The following is a 17455-nucleotide window of genomic DNA, read 5'->3' as shown; positions in this document are numbered from 1 at the left end:
TACCCTCGATGTGTGTCCGGCGCCGTTTGCGACCGGGCATGAGTACCTTGATAAGGACTGACGTTTCCCATGTTGACCATCGCACTGTCCAAGGGCCGCATCCTTGACGACACCCTGCCGCTTCTGGCTGAAGCGGGCATCGTGCCGACCGAGAATCCGGACAAGAGCCGCAAGCTGATCATCCCCACGACCCAGGCCGATGTGCGCTTGCTGATCGTGCGCGCCACCGATGTGCCGACCTACGTCGAACATGGTGCCGCTGACCTGGGCGTCGCCGGTAAAGATGTGCTGATGGAGTACGGCGGCCAGGGCCTGTACGAGCCACTGGACCTGCAAATTGCCCAGTGCAAGCTGATGACCGCGGGCAAAGTCGGTGCGGTCGAGCCCAAGGGCCGTCTGCGCATCGCCACCAAGTTCGTCAACGTTGCCAAGCGTTATTACGCCGAGCAGGGTCGTCAGGTCGACATCATCAAGCTATATGGCTCGATGGAGCTGGCACCGCTGATCGGTCTGGCGGACAAGATCATCGACGTGGTCGATACCGGTAACACGCTGCGGGCCAACGGCCTGGAGCCACAGGATTTCATTGCTGCCATCAGCTCCCGGCTGATCGTCAACAAAGCTTCGATGAAAATGCAGCACGCCCGTATCCAGGCGTTGATCGACACCCTGCGCAAGGCAGTGGAGTCTCGACACCGCGGCTGATTCACCTGCGCGACGTTAAGTCGCGCCCGTCTATCCGCCTCATAGCCAGAATTCTCAGGTGCCCAAGCGGATGGAGTGCTAGCTTCGGGTGCCTGAGTTTTTGCCAATCCTATGAGGCTCTCGCTATGACCGCACCGACTGCAATTCGCCGACTCAACGCTGCTGATCCGGATTTCGCACATCATCTGGATCATCTGCTGAGCTGGGAAAGTGTGTCTGACGACTCGGTCAATCAGCGGGTGCTGGACATCATCAAGGCTGTGCGTGAGCGCGGCGACGCGGCGCTGGTTGAATTCACCCAGAAGTTCGACGGCCTGCAAGTGGCGTCGATGGCCGACCTGATCCTGCCGCGCGAGCGCCTGGAACTGGCACTGACCCGGATCACCGTGCCTCAGCGTGAAGCGCTGGAAAAAGCCGCGGCGCGGGTGCGCAGCTACCATGAAAAACAGAAGCAGGACTCCTGGAGCTACACCGAAGCCGACGGCACGGTGCTGGGCCAGAAAGTCACGCCGCTGGATCGCGCCGGTCTGTACGTACCGGGCGGCAAGGCGTCTTATCCGTCTTCGGTGTTGATGAACGCCATTCCGGCGAAGGTTGCCGGCGTGACCGAAGTGGTCATGGTCGTACCGACGCCACGCGGTGAAGTCAACGAACTGGTGCTGGCCGCAGCGTGCATCGCTGGCGTCGACCGGGTGTTCACCATCGGTGGCGCGCAAGCGGTTGCCGCGCTGGCCTATGGCACCGAAAGCGTGCCGAAGGTCGACAAGGTCGTCGGCCCGGGCAACATCTATGTCGCCACCGCCAAGCGTCATGTGTTCGGCCAGGTCGGTATCGACATGATTGCCGGCCCTTCGGAAATCCTCGTGGTGTGCGACGGCCAAACCGATCCGGACTGGATCGCCATGGACCTGTTCTCCCAGGCCGAGCACGACGAAGACGCCCAGGCGATTCTGGTCAGCCCCGACGCCGGGTTCCTCGACCAGGTAGCGGCGAGCATCGCTAAACTGCTGCCGACCATGGAACGCGCCGAAATTATCAACACCTCGATCAATGGCCGTGGCGCGCTGATTCAGGTTCGTGACATGCAGCAGGCCATCGACGTGGCCAACCGCATTGCGCCGGAACACCTGGAGCTGTCGGTCGCTGATCCGCAAGCCTGGTTGCCGCAGATCCGCCACGCCGGTGCGATCTTCATGGGCCGTCACACGTCCGAGGCGTTGGGCGATTACTGCGCCGGTCCCAACCACGTGCTGCCGACTTCCGGCACCGCGCGTTTCTCCTCGCCGCTGGGTGTGTATGACTTCCAGAAACGTTCGTCGATCATCTTCTGCTCCGAGCAGGGTGCCTCCGAACTGGGCAAGACCGCTTCCGTGCTGGCCCGTGGCGAGTCGCTGACCGCTCACGCCCGCAGCGCCGAATACCGCATCGTTGACGAGAGCTTTATTGAAGGGCAGGGGAAATGAGCATGAGTAAATTCTGGAGTCCGTTCGTCAAGGATCTGGTGCCATACGTACCGGGCGAGCAGCCGAAGCTGGCGAAGCTGGTCAAGCTCAACACCAACGAAAACCCTTACGGCCCATCGCCTAAAGCACTGGCGGCGATGCAGACCGAACTGAACGACAACCTGCGTCTGTACCCGGACCCCAACAGCGACCTGCTCAAGCAGGCAGTGGCTGAGTATTACGGCGTACAGGGCAATCAGGTGTTCCTCGGCAATGGTTCCGATGAAGTGCTGGCGCATGTTTTTCACGGCCTGTTCCAGCACGGCCAACCGCTGCTGTTCCCGGACATCAGCTACAGCTTTTATCCGGTGTATTGCGGCTTGTACGGCATTCCATTCGACGCGGTGCCGCTGGACGAGCAGTTCCAGATTCGCGTCTCGGACTACGCCAGGCCGAACGGCGGGATCATTTTCCCCAACCCGAATGCACCGACCGGTTGCCTGTTGGCGCTGGACGCCGTCGAGCAAATCCTCAAGGCCAGCCCTGATTCGGTGGTGGTGGTCGACGAAGCCTACATCGACTTCGGCGGCGAAACTGCAATCAGCCTGGTCGACCGTTACCCGAACCTGCTGGTGACGCAGACCCTCTCCAAGTCGCGTTCGTTGGCCGGTTTGCGCGTGGGCCTGGCGGTGGGGCATCCGGACCTGATCGAGGCGCTGGAGCGGATCAAGAACAGCTTCAACTCCTACCCCCTGGATCGCCTGGCGATTGTGGGTGCGGCAGCGGCGTTTGCCGATCGCGAGCACTTCGACAAGACCTGCCGGCTGGTGATCGACAGTCGCGAGTGGGTGGTCAAGCAATTGCAGGAGAAGGGCTTTGAGGTGTTGCCGTCGGCAGCGAACTTCATCTTCGCCCGTCACCCGCAGCATGACGCGGCAGGCCTGGCGGCGAAGTTGCGCGAGCAAGGCGTGATCGTCCGGCACTTCAAGCAGGAACGGATTGCCCAGTTCCTGCGCATCACCATCGGTACGCCAGAGCAGAACCAGGCGTTGATCGACGGGCTCGGCGACTTGTAAACCACCGCCGCGCCTGTGGGAGCGAGCCTGCTCGCGATGAGGTCATAGCCTTCAACATCATCGTTGACGCTTAAACCGCTATCGCGAGCAGGCTCGCTCCCACATTGATTGGTGGTGGCTGTTTACTCTTCTTCTTTGACCGGTGCGGGTGGCGGACGCAGGCCGATTTCTGCGGTCAGCTTGAGTTCCTTGCCATTGCGCATGACCTGAACAGTCACTTTGTCGGTCGGCTTGATCCGCGCCACCTGGTTCATCGAACGGCGGCCGTCGCCGGCTGGTTCGCCATCAATGCTGAGGATCACATCGCCCAATTGCAGGCCGGCTTTTTGTGCCGGGCCGTCGCGGAAAATCCCCGCAACGACAATCCCCGGACGCCCGGACAGGCCGTACGACTCCGCCAGTTCCTGACTCAACGGCTGCACTTCAATCCCCAACCAGCCGCGAATCACCTGACCGTGTTCGATGATCGACTTCATGACTTCCATCGCCAGCTTGATCGGGATTGCGAAACCGATGCCTTGTGAGCCGCCGGACTTGGAGAAAATCGCGGTGTTGATCCCGGTAAGATTGCCGTTGGCATCTACCAGTGCACCGCCGGAGTTGCCCGGGTTGATCGCGGCGTCGGTCTGGATGAAGTCTTCGTAGTTGTTCAGGCCCAACTGATTGCGCCCGGTGGCGCTGATGATGCCCATGGTCACGGTCTGGCCGACGCCAAACGGGTTGCCGATGGCCAGCGCGACATCGCCGACGCGGATGTTTTCCGAGCGGCCGACAGTGATCGACGGCAGGTTCTTCAGATCGATTTTCAGCACCGCGAGGTCGGTTTCCGGGTCGCTGCCGATCACGCGAGCCAGGGTTTCACGGCCATCCTTGAGCGCGACAACGACCTGGTCGGCGCCGGTGGTCACGTGGTTGTTGGTCAGCAAATAGCCTTCCGGGCTCATGATCACCCCGGAACCGAGGCTCGACTCCATGCGTTTCTGCTTGGGCGCGTTGTCGCCGAAGAACCGCCGGAATTGCGGGTCTTCAAACAGCGGATGGCTGGTTTTGTTGACCACTTTGGTGGTGTAGAGGTTGACCACTGCCGGTGCGGCAATGACCACGGCATCGGCGTAAGACACCGGCCCCTGTTGGGTCTGAGTGGTTTGTGGGGCTTGCTGCAGGTTCACATCCAGACTTGGCAGCCCGACCCATTGCGGGTAACGCTGGATGATCAACAACGCGATAAGCACGCCGGCCAGCAGCGGCCAGCCAAAAAAACGCAGACCCTTGAGCATTGAACAAATCCTGGGAGGTTACGAAGGGCCATGGACGGCCCATAATGTCGCGCATTATACGAGGCCGCGCGCGCCTCTGAACGGGATATTTAGGAGTCTTTTATGGCCGTCGCCCTGAGCACCCTGGTAGAAGAAGCGGATCGTTACCTTGCCAGTTCGCGGATTGCCGACTATTGCCCCAATGGCCTGCAAGTCGAAGGTCGGCCGCAGGTCATGCGCATCGTCAGCGGCGTCACGGCCAGCCAGGCGTTGCTCGATGCCGCGGTCGAAGCCAAGGCCGATCTGGTGCTGGTTCACCACGGCTACTTCTGGAAAGGTGAAAACCCCTGCATCACCGGTATGAAGCAGCGTAGGCTCAAAACCCTGCTCAAGCACGACATCAGTCTGCTGGCCTATCACTTGCCGCTGGATGTGCACCCGGAAGTGGGCAACAACGTGCAACTGGCTCGCCAACTGGACATTACCGTCGAAGGCCCGCTGGACCCGGAAAACCTCAAAGTGGTCGGGCTGGTCGGTTCGCTCGCCGAACCCATGACCGCGCGCGACTTTGCCCGTCATGTGCAAGAGGTCATGGGCCGCGAGCCGTTGCTGATCGAGGGCAGCAAAATGGTCCGGCGCGTCGGCTGGTGCACGGGCGGTGGCCAGGGCTATATCGATCAGGCGGTGCAGGCCGGTGTCGACCTGTACCTGAGCGGTGAAGCGTCCGAGCAAACCTTCCATAGCGCCCGGGAAAACGACATCAGTTTCATCGCCGCCGGCCATCACGCCACCGAACGCTTCGGTGTACAGGCGCTGGGGGATTATCTGGCGCGACGGTTTGCCCTCGAACACATCTTCATCGATTGCCCGAATCCGATTTGACGCAGGCATTCAATGTGGGAGCGAGCCTGCTCGCGAAGGCGGATTTACATTCAACAGCAGTGTTGACTGACCCACCGCTATCGCGAGCAGGCTCGCTCCCACAAGGGCCTGCGGCGCCCTAACGGGGCGGTATATTCATATGCTCTTTCGATCTAGTCAGCGTCCTGATTAGAAGAGGTCGCTGTGCTAGCATTCGTCGCTCGAACACGGCCCGCTGGCCGTTCATAAGAAAGCTTTCGTGAGTAGCCATGGTCGACAAACTGACGCATCTGAAACAGCTGGAGGCGGAAAGCATCCACATCATCCGCGAGGTGGCCGCCGAGTTCGACAACCCGGTGATGCTGTACTCCATCGGTAAAGACTCCGCCGTGATGCTGCATCTGGCACGCAAGGCGTTCTTCCCGGGCAAGCTGCCGTTTCCGGTGATGCACGTCGACACCCAATGGAAATTTCAGGAGATGTACAGCTTCCGCGACAAGATGGTCGCAGAGCTGGGCCTCGACCTGATTACCTACGTCAACCCGGAAGGCGTGGCGCAAGGGATCAACCCCTTCACCCACGGCAGTGCCAAGCACACCGACATCATGAAGACCGAAGGCCTGAAGCAGGCTTTGGACAAGTACGGTTTCGACGCAGCCTTCGGTGGTGCGCGCCGTGATGAAGAGAAATCCCGCGCCAAAGAGCGCGTGTACTCGTTCCGCGACAGCAAGCACCGCTGGGACCCGAAAAACCAGCGCCCGGAGCTGTGGAACGTCTACAACGGCAAGGTCAACAAAGGCGAATCGATCCGCGTATTCCCGCTGTCGAACTGGACCGAGCTGGACATCTGGCAGTACATCTACCTTGAAGGCATCCCGATCGTCCCGCTGTACTTCGCCGCCGAGCGCGAGGTCATCGAGAAGAACGGCACGCTGATCATGATCGACGACGAGCGCATCCTCGAGCACCTGAGCGACGAAGACAAAGCCCGTATCGTCAAAAAGAAAGTGCGTTTCCGTACCCTTGGCTGCTACCCGTTGACGGGCGCGGTGGAGTCCGAGGCCGAAAGCCTCACGGACATCATTCAGGAAATGCTCCTGACGCGAACTTCCGAGCGCCAGGGCCGGGTCATCGATCACGATGGCGCCGGCTCGATGGAAGACAAAAAACGTCAAGGTTATTTCTAAGGGGCTGTCATGTCGCATCAATCTGATTTGATCAGCGAGGACATCCTCGCCTACCTGGGCCAGCACGAACGTAAAGAGCTGCTGCGCTTTTTGACCTGCGGTAACGTCGACGACGGCAAGAGCACCCTGATCGGGCGCCTGCTGCACGACTCCAAGATGATCTACGAGGATCATCTGGAAGCCATTACCCGCGACTCGAAAAAAGTCGGCACCACCGGTGACGACATCGACCTGGCGTTGCTGGTCGACGGCCTGCAGGCCGAGCGCGAACAAGGCATCACCATCGATGTCGCGTACCGCTATTTCTCCACCGCCAAGCGCAAATTCATCATTGCCGACACCCCTGGCCATGAGCAGTACACCCGCAACATGGCCACCGGTGCATCCACCTGTGACCTGGCGATCATCCTGGTCGACGCCCGTTACGGCGTGCAAACCCAGACCCGTCGCCACAGCTTTATCGCCTCGTTGCTGGGTATCAAGCACATCGTCGTCGCCATCAACAAGATGGACCTCAAGGACTTCGATCAGGGCGTGTTCGAGTCGATCAAGGCCGATTACCTGAAGTTCGCTGAAGGCTTGAAGATGAAGCCTACCAGCATGCACTTCGTGCCGATGTCGGCGCTCAAGGGCGACAACGTGGTGAACAAGTCCGAGCGCTCGCCGTGGTACACCGGCCAGTCGCTGATGGAGATTCTTGAAACCGTGGAAGTCGCGGGCGACCGTAACTTCACCGACCTGCGGTTCCCGGTGCAGTACGTCAATCGGCCGAACCTGAACTTCCGCGGTTTCGCCGGCACCCTGGCCAGCGGCATCGTCAAGAAGGGCGACGAAGTCGTGGTGCTGCCGTCGGGCAAGAGCAGCCGCGTGAAATCCATCGTCACCTTCGAAGGTGAGCTGGAGCATGCCGGCCCGGGTCAGGCGGTGACGCTGACCATGGAAGACGAAATCGACATCTCCCGTGGCGACCTGCTGGTGCATGCCGACAACGTGCCGCCGGTCACCGACAGCTTCGAAGCGATGCTGGTGTGGATGGCTGAAGAGCCGATGCTGCCGGGCAAGAAATACGACATCAAACGCGCCACCAGTTACGTGCCGGGCTCGATCGCCAGCATCGTCAACAAGGTCGACGTGAACACCCTGGAAGAAGGCCCGGCCAGCGCCTTGCAGCTGAACGAGATCGGTAAGGTCAAGATCAGCCTCGACGCGCCGATTGCCCTCGATGGGTATGAGAGCAACCGCACCACGGGTTCGTTCATCATCATCGACCGCTTGACCAACGGCACCGTCGGCGCGGGCATGATCGTCGCCCAGCCTTTGGCTCATAGCAGCTCCACGCACCATGGCAAGTTGGCCCATGTAGCCACCGAGGAGCGTGCCCAGCGCTTCGGCCAGCAACCGGCTACCGTGCTGTTCAGCGGCCTCTCGGGCGCGGGCAAAAGCACCCTGGCCTATGCGGTTGAACGCAAGCTGTTCGACATGGGCCGTGCGGTGTTTGTGCTTGATGGCCAGAACCTGCGTCACGACCTGAACAAAGGTCTGCCGCTGGATCGCGCCGGGCGTACCGAGAACTGGCGCCGTGCGGCTCACATCGCCCGTCAGTTCAACGAAGCCGGTTTGCTGACCCTGGCGGCGTTTGTTGCACCGGACTCCGAAGGTCGCGAGCAGGCCAAGGCACTGATTGGCGGTGATCGCTTGCTGACCGTTTACGTGCAAGCATCGCCGATGGTCTGCGCCGCGCGTGATCCGCAAGGTTTGTACGCTGCGGGTGGCGACAACATCCCGGGCGATTCCTTCCCGTACGACGTGCCGCTGGACGCCGACCTTGTGGTCGACACCCAGACGTTGTCGCTGGAAGAAAGCGTCAAGCAAGTGCTGGAGCTGCTGCGTAAACGCGGCGCGATCTAAGCTTCACGCGCACTAAAAAGCCCGCAACCGAGTGATCGGTTGCGGGCTTTTTGTTGATCCGCTTTTGTGGCGAGGGAGCTTGCTCCCGCTGGAGCGCGAAGCGGTCCTGAAATCAGCGAACGCATTCTTTCTGTAAGAGTGCGTCGGCTGGTTTTGCGGCCGCTGCGCGACCGAGCGGGAGCAAGCTCCCTCGCCACAGGAAGTCAGCGTTTTCCGGGATATTCGCGATGCATCTGCGCAAGCAACGCATCCTTGTCTTCCCACAACTGGTTGATCCAGCCCTGGAACTCCAGGCGGTACACGCCGTCCTGGTCGTAGTTCTTGCCGATGAACTGCGGCGGGATCTTCAGCTCCTGAAAGTGCACCACCACGTCTTTCACGTTGCCACACAGCAGGTCCCAATAACCGGGGCGCCCGGCCGGGTAGTGAATGGTCACGTTGACGATGGCTTCCAGTTGCTCGCCCATGGCATCCAGCACAAACGCGATACCGCCCGCCTTGGGCTTGAGCAGGTGACGGAACGGTGATTGCTGCTGCGCATGCTTGCCTTCGGTAAAGCGCGTGCCTTCGACGAAGTTGAAAATCCCCACCGGGTTATTGCGAAACTTGTCGCAAGTCTTGCGAGTGGTTTCCAGGTCTTTGCCTTTCTTCTCCGGGTGCTTTTCCAGATAGGCCTTGGAGTAGCGTTTCATGAACGGGAAACCCAGCGCCCACCACGCCAGACCGATTACCGGCACCCAGATCAGCTCTTGCTTGAGGAAGAACTTCAGCGGACGAATCCGGCGGTTGAGCACGTACTGCAACACCATGATGTCGACCCAGCTCTGGTGGTTGCTGGTGATCAGGTACGAGTGTTGATAGTCCAGACCTTCTAGCCCGCTGAGCGTCCAGCGCGTGTGCCCGAGCAAGTCCATCCAGGCCTTGTTGTTGCTGATCCAGGCTTCATGGATGTGGCTCATCAGCCAGTCGGTGAAGCGCTGTGCGATAGGGAAGGGCAGCAGTAATTTGAAGATTGCCACGACAAACAGCGGTGTGCAGCAGACGATCGTGTTCAGCGCCAACAACAGCGAGGCGATTACGCCTCGCAAGGGTGCAGGTAGAAAATCCAGCATTTAAACATCCATAGGTCGGTTGGCGGCTTGAATCGCAGTCAGGGCAATGGTGTAGACGATGTCGTCGACCTGAGCGCCGCGCGGCAAATCATTCACCGGTTTGCGCAGGCCTTGCAGCATCGGTCCGAGGCTGACGCAGTCGGCACTGCGTTGCACGGCTTTGTGGGTGGTGTTGCCGGTGTTCAGGTCGGGGAAAATGAACACGGTTGCCCGACCGGCGACCTGACTGTTCGGCGCCAGCTGCCGAGCCACGTCTTCGTTGGCGGCGGCGTCGTACTGCAACGGCCCGTCGATCAGCAGCGCGTTTTGCGCTTCGTGGGCGAGCAGAGTGGCCTCGCGAACTTTCTCGACTTCTTCGCCGCTGGCCGACTCACCGCTGGAATAGCTGAGCATCGCCACCCGTGGTGTGATCCCGAAGGCGGCGGCAGAGTCGGCACTTTGCAGGGCGATCTCGGCCAGCTCACTGGCGCTTGGGTGCGGGTTCATGATGCAGTCGCCGTAGACCAGCACTTCCTCCGGGAACAGCATGAAAAACACCGACGACACCAACGTGCAGCCGGGTGCGGTCTTGATCAGTTGCAATGCCGGACGAATGGTATTGGCGGTGGAGTGGATGACCCCGGACACCAGCCCGTCGACTTCATCCAGCGCGAGCATCATGGTGCCGATCACCACGGTGTCTTCCAGTTGCTGCTCGGCCATTGGCGCGTTGAGGCTTTTGGTTTTGCGCAACGCGACCATTGGTTCGACATACCGCTGACGGATCAGGTCCGGGTCGAGAATCTCCAGGCCCTCAGGCAACTCGATGCCTTGGGCGCGCGCAACCGCTTGCACGTCTTCAGGTTTGGCCAGCAACACGCAGCGAGCAATGCCACGTGCCTGGCAGATCGCTGCCGCCTGCACCGTCAACGGTTCGCTGCCTTCGGGCAGGACGATGCGTTTGTTGGCCGCCTGGGCGCGCTGGATCAGTTGATAGCGGAACACCGCCGGCGACAGGCGCATTTCACGCGGTGTGCCGCAGCGCTGGTGCAGCCAGTTGGCGTCGAGGTGGCTGGCGACGAAATCGGTGATGATCTCCGCACGCTCGCGGTCGTCGATGGGGATTTCCTTGTTCAAACCGTTCAACTGGTTGGCGGTTTCGTAGGAGCCAGTGCTCACCGACAAGACGGGCAGACCGGCCTGCAAGGCGCCTCGGCAGAGGTCCATGATCCGTGGGTCGGGCAGGGTTCCGCTGGTCAGCAGCAGCCCGGCCAGCGGCACGCCATTGATCGCGGCGAGGCTGACGGCGAGGATGATGTCGTCGCGATCCCCGGGGGTCACCACCAGCACGCCGGGCTTGAGCAATTCGACCGTGTTGCGCATGGTGCGGGCGCAAATGATGATCTTGCTCATGCGCCGGCTTTCATAGTCGCCGGCATTGAGCACCTGAGCGCCCATCAGGTCCGCGACGTCGCGGGTGCGCGGGGCGTTCAGTTCCGGCTGGAACGGAATGCAGCCAAGCAGCCGGAAGTCGCCGCTGCGCAGCAAGGGCGAGTGTTCCTTCAGGCGTGCGGCGAAAGCCTCCATGCTTTCATCGGTTTTGACCTTGTTAAGGATCACGCCGAGCACTTTCGGGTCTTTTGGACCGCCGAACAATTGCGCTTGCAACTCGACCCGGCCGGACAATTCGGTGAGCACTTCGTTTTCCGGTGCCGACACCAGAATCACTTCGGCATCCAGGCTTTTCGCCAGGTGCAGGTTGACCCGCGCGGCGTAGCTGGCGCTGCGAGTCGGGACCATGCCTTCGACGACCAGCACGTCTTTGCCGATGGCGGCTTGCTGGTACAAGGTGATGATTTCTTCCAGCAGCTCATCCAGCTGACCGTCGCCGAGCATCCGCTCGACGTGAGCCAGGCCCAGCGGCTGCGGCGGCTTCAGGCCGTGGGTGCGGGCCACCAGTTCGGTGGAGCGTTCAGGGCCGGTGTCGCCAGGGTGTGGCTGGGCAATCGGTTTGAAGAAACCGACTTTCAGCCCGGCCCGCTCAAGGGTACGCACCAGCCCGAGGCTGATGGAGGTCAGACCCACACCAAAATCGGTGGGCGCAATAAAAAAAGTTTGCATGCGGATTCTCTGGAGGTGCATGGCAAGGGTGAACGCCTATGACTGGCCTTCTACCGATATTTCAGACGTCAAGGTTATCGCTAACCGAGCCTTGAGCGCACCAACCGCAATCAAAGGGTTGGCCTATTTTTTCAGTGCGTTTGGCAGGGTCCTGCACCCAGGCTCGTGATTGCCACGGTGGCTGGTGGCGCAGATGCTGGGTATGGCCGCAGGAAAGCTCGACAACCCAGTGTCCATCCTCGTCCAGATGGAAGCCCTGGATCGTCGACCCTGTCGAAGCGACCCGTCTGTCCGGGTTCTGTTCGCTTTCGGGCGATGGCTTCGCTAAACTTGGTCTTTCCATATTCTTATGCAAAAGGTCTCGCCCCATGCTGATCGCCGCCAATAAGGCTGTCTCCATCGACTATACCCTGACCAACGACGCTGGTGAGGTCATCGACAGCTCTGCCGGCGGCGCACCGCTGGTTTACCTGCAAGGCGCAGGTAACATCATCCCTGGCCTGGAAAAAGCCCTGGAAGGTAAAGCCGTCGGTGATGAACTGAACGTCTGCGTAGAACCTGAAGATGCCTACGGCGAATACGCTGCCGAACTGGTCAGCACCCTGAGCCGCAGCATGTTCGAAGGCGTCGACGAGCTGGAAGTGGGCATGCAGTTCCACGCTTCCGCACCAGACGGCCAGATGCAAATCGTCACCATCCGTGATCTGGACGGCGACGACGTGACCGTTGACGGCAACCACCCGTTGGCCGGCCAGCGTTTGACCTTCCAGGTCAAGATCGTCGACATCCGTGATGCCAGCCAGGAAGAAATCGCTCATGGTCACGTCCATGGCGAAGGTGGCCATCACCACTGATTTTCTGCGCTAAGCTTCGAGAGCTGGAGAGGCGCCCGAGGGGCGCCTTTTTAGTCCGCGGCTGTCCTTGGCGACATCGCCCAGTGGCTGTTTCGAGAAGAACACGGGAAATTTGGAGTTCGTCATGAGTGCTTTTCACGACCTTACATTGAAAGCTTTGGATGGCCAGGAGTTGCCTCTGGCGCCCTTCAAAGGGCACGTCGTGCTGGTGGTCAACGTCGCCTCCAAGTGTGGTTTGACCCCACAGTACGCGGCTCTGGAAAACCTCTACCAGCAATACAAGGGCAAAGGTTTCAGTGTGCTGGGTTTGCCGTGCAACCAGTTTGCCGGGCAAGAGCCAGGCACTGAAAGCGAGATCAAAGAGTTCTGCAGTCTCAACTATGGCGTGACCTTTCCGCTGTCCAGCAAACTGGAAGTCAACGGTCACGACCGTCATCAGCTGTACCGGTTGTTGGCGGGCGAGGGCGCAGAATTCCCAGGTGACATCACCTGGAACTTCGAGAAATTCCTCCTCGGTAAAGATGGTCGCGTGCTGGCGCGTTTCTCGCCACGTACTGCGCCGGATGATCCGACGATCGTTCAGGCAATCGAAAAAGCCCTGGTCTGAACCTGTCTCCCGTAGGAGCACGGCTTGCCGACGATAGCGATCTCAAGGACGCCATCGCTGGTAGCCGTGCTCCTACAGACCCCCTCTGTCGTTTTGAATCTTAATCACCCAAATCAATAGTGCTTCGCAAAGCCTTGCACTCTCCATATTATCGCCGTCATAAACCTCGCCTCTCTATGGAGTGCCGCATGCCAGTCAAAGCCTTGTTCAAACCGTTCAACCTCGGGGCCCTGGAGCTGTCGACCCGTGTGGTCATGGCGCCGATGACCCGTTCGTTTTCCCCGGGCGGCGTGCCGAATTCGAATGTCATCGAGTACTACCGCCGTCGCGCTGCCGCAGGTGTGGGACTGATCATCACCGAGGGCACCACGGTTGGCCACAAGGCTTCCAACGGTTACCCGAACGTCCCGCACTTTTACGGCGAAGCGGCGTTGGCCGGCTGGAAAAAAGTCGTGGACGCGGTGCACGCTGAAGGCGGCAAGATCGTTCCGCAGTTGTGGCACGTCGGCAGCGTACGGCGCATCGGCACCGAACCGGACGCCAGCGTGCCGGGCTACGGGCCATCGGAAAAACTCAAGGACGGTCAGGTCGTGGTTCACGGCATGACCAAACAAGACATTCAGGAGGTGATCGCAGCTTTCGCCCAGGCCGCCAAAGACGCGCAGAGCATTGGCATGGATGGTGTGGAGATCCACGGTGCTCACGGCTATCTGGTCGACCAGTTCTTCTGGGAAGGCAGCAACCAGCGCACCGACGAATACGGTGGCAGCCTGGCCAATCGTTCGCGCTTTGCCATTGAGCTGATTCAGGCCGTGCGTGCGGCGGTCGGTGCGCACTACCCGATCATCTTCCGTTACTCGCAGTGGAAGCAGCAGGACTACACCGCACGTCTTGTGCAAACCCCGGAGGCGTTGGGCGAATTTCTCCAGCCGCTGTCCGATGCCGGGGTGGATATCTTCCACTGTTCGACGCGGCGTTTCTGGGAGCCTGAGTTCGACGGTTCCGAGCTGAACCTGGCGGGCTGGACCCGTAAGCTGACGGGCAAGCCGACCATCACTGTGGGCAGCGTGGGGCTGGACGGTGAGTTCCTGCAGTTCATGGTCAACACCGACAAAGTCGCGCAGCCGGCCAGCCTGGAGAACCTGCTGGAGCGTTTGAACAACGAAGAGTTCGACCTGGTGGCCGTGGGCCGCGCCTTGCTGGTCGACCCGGACTGGGCGCAGAAGGTCCGCGAAGGTCGCGAGCAGGATATCCTGCCGTTCAGTCGTGAGGCGTTGATGACGCTGGTTTAAACGGCACAGACATTCCCTCGCCACAAGGGTCATGACAGGCCCCGCGCAATTGCCCTTCAAATTGCTCGACGATTGCGCCCCAGCCCTGCCGACTGGCGTGCTGGCGTGCGTTGAGTCGTATGCAGCGCAAGGTTTCTGCTTCTTCCAGCAACCAACGGGCGGCATCGCAAAACGCCTCTTCGTCCCCCGGCATCGCCAACACGCCGTTGTAACCATGGCGAATGTGTTGAGCTGCGGCTGCCTGATCGTAGGCCACCACGCCCAATCCGGACGCCAGAGCTTCAAGCACCACGTTGCCAAAGGTTTCGGTCAGGCTCGGAAACAGAAACAGATCCCCGGACGCATAGTGACAAGCCAGGGCTTCGCCGCGTTGTGAACCGCAGAAGATTGCGTCAGGCAGTTCTTTTTCCAGCAGCGCACGCTGCGGGCCATCACCGATCACAATCAGCTTTATTCGTCGTTGTGGATAACTTGACTGCAAAGCCTGGTAGCAACGTTTGAGCAGACCGAGGTTTTTTTCCTGAGCGAGCCGGCCGACATGCATCAGCGCGATGTCGTCGTTATCCAGACCCCAGCTTTCACGCAGCGAACCCAGCCGTTTAGCCGGGTGGAAGAGTTGGCTGTCGACGCCACGGGACAGTAGCGCCAGGCGCTCGAAGTGCCGCCGCTCCAACTCCATTCGCTGGCTGGCGCTGGGCACCAGGGTCAGCTTGGAGCGGTTATGGAACCAGCGCAGGTAATGCGTCAGTAACCGGGTCAACAGTCCGAGGCCGTACTGGTTGGAGTACTGCTGGAAGTTGGTGTGAAAACCGCTCACCACCGAAATACCCAGCCGCCGTGCTGCCCGTAAGGCCGACAAACCCAGCGGTCCTTCGGTGGCGATGTAGAGCACGTCCGGGCGATGACGCTGCCAGCGCCTGAGTAACTTGTGCATCGACGACTGGCCCCATTGCAGCCCCGGATAACCCGGCAGCGGCCAGCCGCGGCAGAGCAGCAGCTCATCGTCGCTGAGGCGGGTCTGATCGCTGCTTTGGCGCGGTCGCACCAGTTCTACCTGATGCCCGCGCGCGCGCAAGCCATCGCACAAACGGCCAAGGGTATTGGCCACGCCGTTGATTTCCGGAGGGAAGGTTTCGGTGATCAGGGTGATATGCAGAGCTGTCGTCATGACCTCAGTGTCGGCTGAGGCCATGTCGCCGTTGTGTCAGTGCGATGATGGATTTATGACGATGAGCGCGTTCGGCGGCGCTGAGTCTCTAGCTGGCCACCGAGGTATCAAGGGCGTGGCGAGGCATAGCGAACCGAACGGGCGATCAGTGACAGGGATTTATAGTCTGGAGCTGCATTCGGTGACCCCCATGTGCGCTGCCCCAGTGGCAACATCCACTCAATCAGATGCGACCAGACCTTTTCAGGTGACATATGCGCCGCTCCGTCAGCCCATATCTGTATGCCTCCTCCCAGCACGGCGGGATGGGCTGGATCTATGACTGTCTGCCCAGCACCCGCGTCGTCCATGAAAATGTTGGGGCGCCAGTGATCATAAAGACCGTGGGGTGAGTGCAGGGGATGAAAAAGGTTTTCCCAGCCAGTCAGAATGACGAAATAAAAGTCACCGTGGGCATTTAGCACGCGGTACCCGGCATCGATCAGTGCTTGCACATTCATCTCGCTGCGCTTGCTGCCCCAGATACTCCAACACTTGATTACAACTTTTTTATCTACAGAAATCATTTGATTTCTTTCAACGACTGCATCGTTCCACATTCGCGCAACCTTGCCTTTTTGCTGCACAAAGCTCGAGACTTCGTTGACGAATTTCCTTGCACCATCCCGTGAGTCTGCGTTGGATGGCCCGGAATTTTCCTGTGCGTACCGAGCCAGTTGCGGTGTGTTGTACGGGCTGGTCGGAGGGATGAAGTATTCGTCGGCCTCCAAATTGTAACGGGTGCAATTGGGAAACATATCGAGAAGGTCGCCGACAAGCGCCATGAGAAAGTGGCGAGCGGCCGGGATGCTGAAATCGAGCGCTTTTGACACGACCGTGCCGCTTGTGAGCTGAAGTTGAAACTGCGGCCTGTTTTTCAGAATAAAGTCCATATGCCCAGGCCATTCCATCCCCGGGACGACCTCAATGTGAAGGGCGGCTGCTGCATCGAGGATTTTCTTGAGCTCCTCTGCGCTCCAGGCATCGGGGCTCGCGGTGTCCGGAGCGGAAGGGAAGATGACCCGTACTCCCTGATCGTCGGTGAGGTGCAAATACAGGGTGTTGAGCTGGTTCCAGGCCATCTCCTGCAGCAGGTTTATCATCCATTCAGGGCTGTAATACTTGCGGCCCACATCAATCAGCACCGAGCGTTCGGCATAGACGGGGGCATCGATTACAACCCCTGCCTCAAGAGTGCTAGACACCAGCACAGCTTTATTCAGGGTAGTCAGCGCTCGGGCCATGGCTTCCAGGGTTTGCGCGGTGACGCGCAGGGTATTGGTGATATCGATCCGGTAGGTCTCGGGTTTACCTTTGACGGGAATCGGAACATCAGCGGTATCCGGGGCAGACAGTGTCAGCGCTACATCACCCGACTGGGGGGCATTCCCTGACGCAACCACAATGGCGGGTGGCTGTGTGAGTTCAGCGGCACCGGCTAAGCCGAATGCCAACCGTGTCGCCAAAGGACGCAGGCTCTCATTGTCGATGAGGATGCGTGTACTCGCGCTGATTTCGTAGACTAAACCGACATCAGGTGCAGCGTGTCGTACGGCCGGACTCAGGTGGGTCCAGGGAAATTGTTTGTGTTGATCTTCGGGGATGGTCAGCGAGGCTGCGACAGGGCTTTGGATGGACGTTGTCATTGAATCGGATTTCCATAAGTTGAGGTCGTGGCTCTTCCGTGATGGCTTGCAGGTTCTCGACGTGGGTGAGCCCGCGACTCATTGGATACCTGACGCTTTAGGCTGGCTACTGCTCAATGGATACCGGATATTTGAGGCACGCTACCGAAAGAAATCAGCAGCGTGAATTGCGCGTCACCAGATAGCACTCAGTGCATTGCGC

At 59.9% G+C, this 17455-nt stretch carries 15 protein-coding genes; 9 read left to right on the top strand and 6 right to left on the bottom strand.

Features of this window, described 5'->3' with window-relative positions; translation table 11 throughout:
* Positions 1-69 precede the first annotated feature (69 nt).
* The 3 genes from hisG (at position 70) to hisC (ending at position 3223) form a co-directional block, all read left to right on the top strand.
* Positions 70-705 (top strand): ATP phosphoribosyltransferase, encoded by a 636-nt coding sequence (gene hisG / locus HK44_RS10095; protein ID WP_007941260.1) that lies wholly within the window; start codon positions 70-72, stop codon positions 703-705.
* A gap of 125 nt (positions 706-830) precedes the next feature.
* Entirely contained in the window at positions 831-2168 is a 1338-nt protein-coding gene (gene hisD / locus HK44_RS10090) for a histidinol dehydrogenase (RefSeq protein WP_019691906.1), read from the top strand.
* A 2-nt stretch (positions 2169-2170) separates the two neighbouring features.
* Positions 2171-3223 carry a histidinol-phosphate transaminase gene (hisC, locus tag HK44_RS10085; protein WP_024264834.1) on the top strand — a complete coding sequence of 351 codons (1053 nt, stop codon included), beginning with the start codon at positions 2171-2173 and terminating at the stop codon, positions 3221-3223.
* Positions 3224-3345: 122 nt separating this feature from the next.
* Here hisC and algW read toward each other — a convergent pair whose 3' ends face one another.
* Positions 3346-4500 (bottom strand): Do family serine endopeptidase AlgW, encoded by a 1155-nt coding sequence (algW, locus tag HK44_RS10080; protein WP_019691908.1) that lies wholly within the window; start codon positions 4498-4500, stop codon positions 3346-3348.
* Positions 4501-4602: 102 nt separating this feature from the next.
* On the opposite strand from algW, the gene HK44_RS10075 reads away from it, so the two are divergent.
* The 3 genes from HK44_RS10075 to cysN all read left to right on the top strand — a co-directional run bounded on the left by HK44_RS10075 (position 4603) and on the right by cysN (position 8435).
* Entirely contained in the window at positions 4603-5361 is a 759-nt protein-coding gene (locus HK44_RS10075; protein WP_019691909.1) for a Nif3-like dinuclear metal center hexameric protein, read from the top strand.
* A gap of 248 nt (positions 5362-5609) precedes the next feature.
* Positions 5610-6527, top strand: coding sequence for a sulfate adenylyltransferase subunit CysD (gene cysD, locus HK44_RS10070; RefSeq protein WP_019691910.1), 918 nt, complete (start codon positions 5610-5612; stop codon positions 6525-6527).
* 9 nt (positions 6528-6536) lie between these two features.
* Complete coding sequence (cysN, locus tag HK44_RS10065; protein WP_019691911.1) at positions 6537-8435, top strand: sulfate adenylyltransferase subunit CysN; 1899 nt, start codon at positions 6537-6539, stop codon at positions 8433-8435.
* A gap of 203 nt (positions 8436-8638) precedes the next feature.
* Here cysN and HK44_RS10060 read toward each other — a convergent pair whose 3' ends face one another.
* The 3 genes from HK44_RS10060 to HK44_RS10050 all read right to left on the bottom strand — a co-directional run bounded on the left by HK44_RS10060 (position 8639) and on the right by HK44_RS10050 (position 12047).
* Complete coding sequence (locus tag HK44_RS10060) at positions 8639-9547, bottom strand: acyltransferase (RefSeq protein ID WP_019691912.1); 909 nt, start codon at positions 9545-9547, stop codon at positions 8639-8641.
* Positions 9548-11647 carry a phosphate acetyltransferase gene (gene pta / locus HK44_RS10055; protein ID WP_019691913.1) on the bottom strand — a complete coding sequence of 700 codons (2100 nt, stop codon included), beginning with the start codon at positions 11645-11647 and terminating at the stop codon, positions 9548-9550.
* Between the two features lie 61 nt (positions 11648-11708).
* On the bottom strand, positions 11709-12047 hold the full coding sequence (locus HK44_RS10050) for a DUF3565 domain-containing protein (protein ID WP_080690603.1): 339 nt from the start codon (positions 12045-12047) through the stop codon (positions 11709-11711).
* Here HK44_RS10050 and HK44_RS10045 point away from each other — a divergent pair.
* From HK44_RS10045 to HK44_RS10035, 3 genes are all read left to right on the top strand, one after another.
* Positions 12016-12501: an FKBP-type peptidyl-prolyl cis-trans isomerase gene (locus HK44_RS10045; protein ID WP_019691914.1), complete on the top strand. Its 486-nt coding sequence runs from the start codon at positions 12016-12018 to the stop codon at positions 12499-12501. The genes HK44_RS10050 and HK44_RS10045 overlap by 32 nt on opposite strands.
* Before the next feature lie 124 nt (positions 12502-12625).
* On the top strand, positions 12626-13108 hold the full coding sequence (locus tag HK44_RS10040; protein ID WP_019691915.1) for a glutathione peroxidase: 483 nt from the start codon (positions 12626-12628) through the stop codon (positions 13106-13108).
* A 188-nt stretch (positions 13109-13296) separates the two neighbouring features.
* On the top strand, positions 13297-14400 hold the full coding sequence (locus tag HK44_RS10035) for an NADH:flavin oxidoreductase (RefSeq protein WP_019691916.1): 1104 nt from the start codon (positions 13297-13299) through the stop codon (positions 14398-14400).
* Here the strand turns inward: HK44_RS10035 and HK44_RS10030 are convergent.
* Entirely contained in the window at positions 14369-15592 is a 1224-nt protein-coding gene (locus tag HK44_RS10030; protein WP_019691917.1) for a glycosyltransferase family 4 protein, read from the bottom strand. The genes HK44_RS10035 and HK44_RS10030 overlap by 32 nt on opposite strands.
* Before the next feature lie 83 nt (positions 15593-15675).
* Positions 15676-17253, bottom strand: a complete 1578-nt coding sequence (locus tag HK44_RS10025; protein ID WP_019691918.1) for a family 20 glycosylhydrolase — start codon at positions 17251-17253, stop codon at positions 15676-15678.
* Positions 17254-17455 lie beyond the last annotated feature (202 nt).

The organism is Pseudomonas fluorescens HK44 (assembly GCF_000217955.3).
GTDB lineage: Bacteria > Pseudomonadota > Gammaproteobacteria > Pseudomonadales > Pseudomonadaceae > Aquipseudomonas > Aquipseudomonas fluorescens_AQ.
Note: the sequence above shows the minus strand (reverse complement) of the source record. Positions and strands in the feature narration are given on the sequence as shown.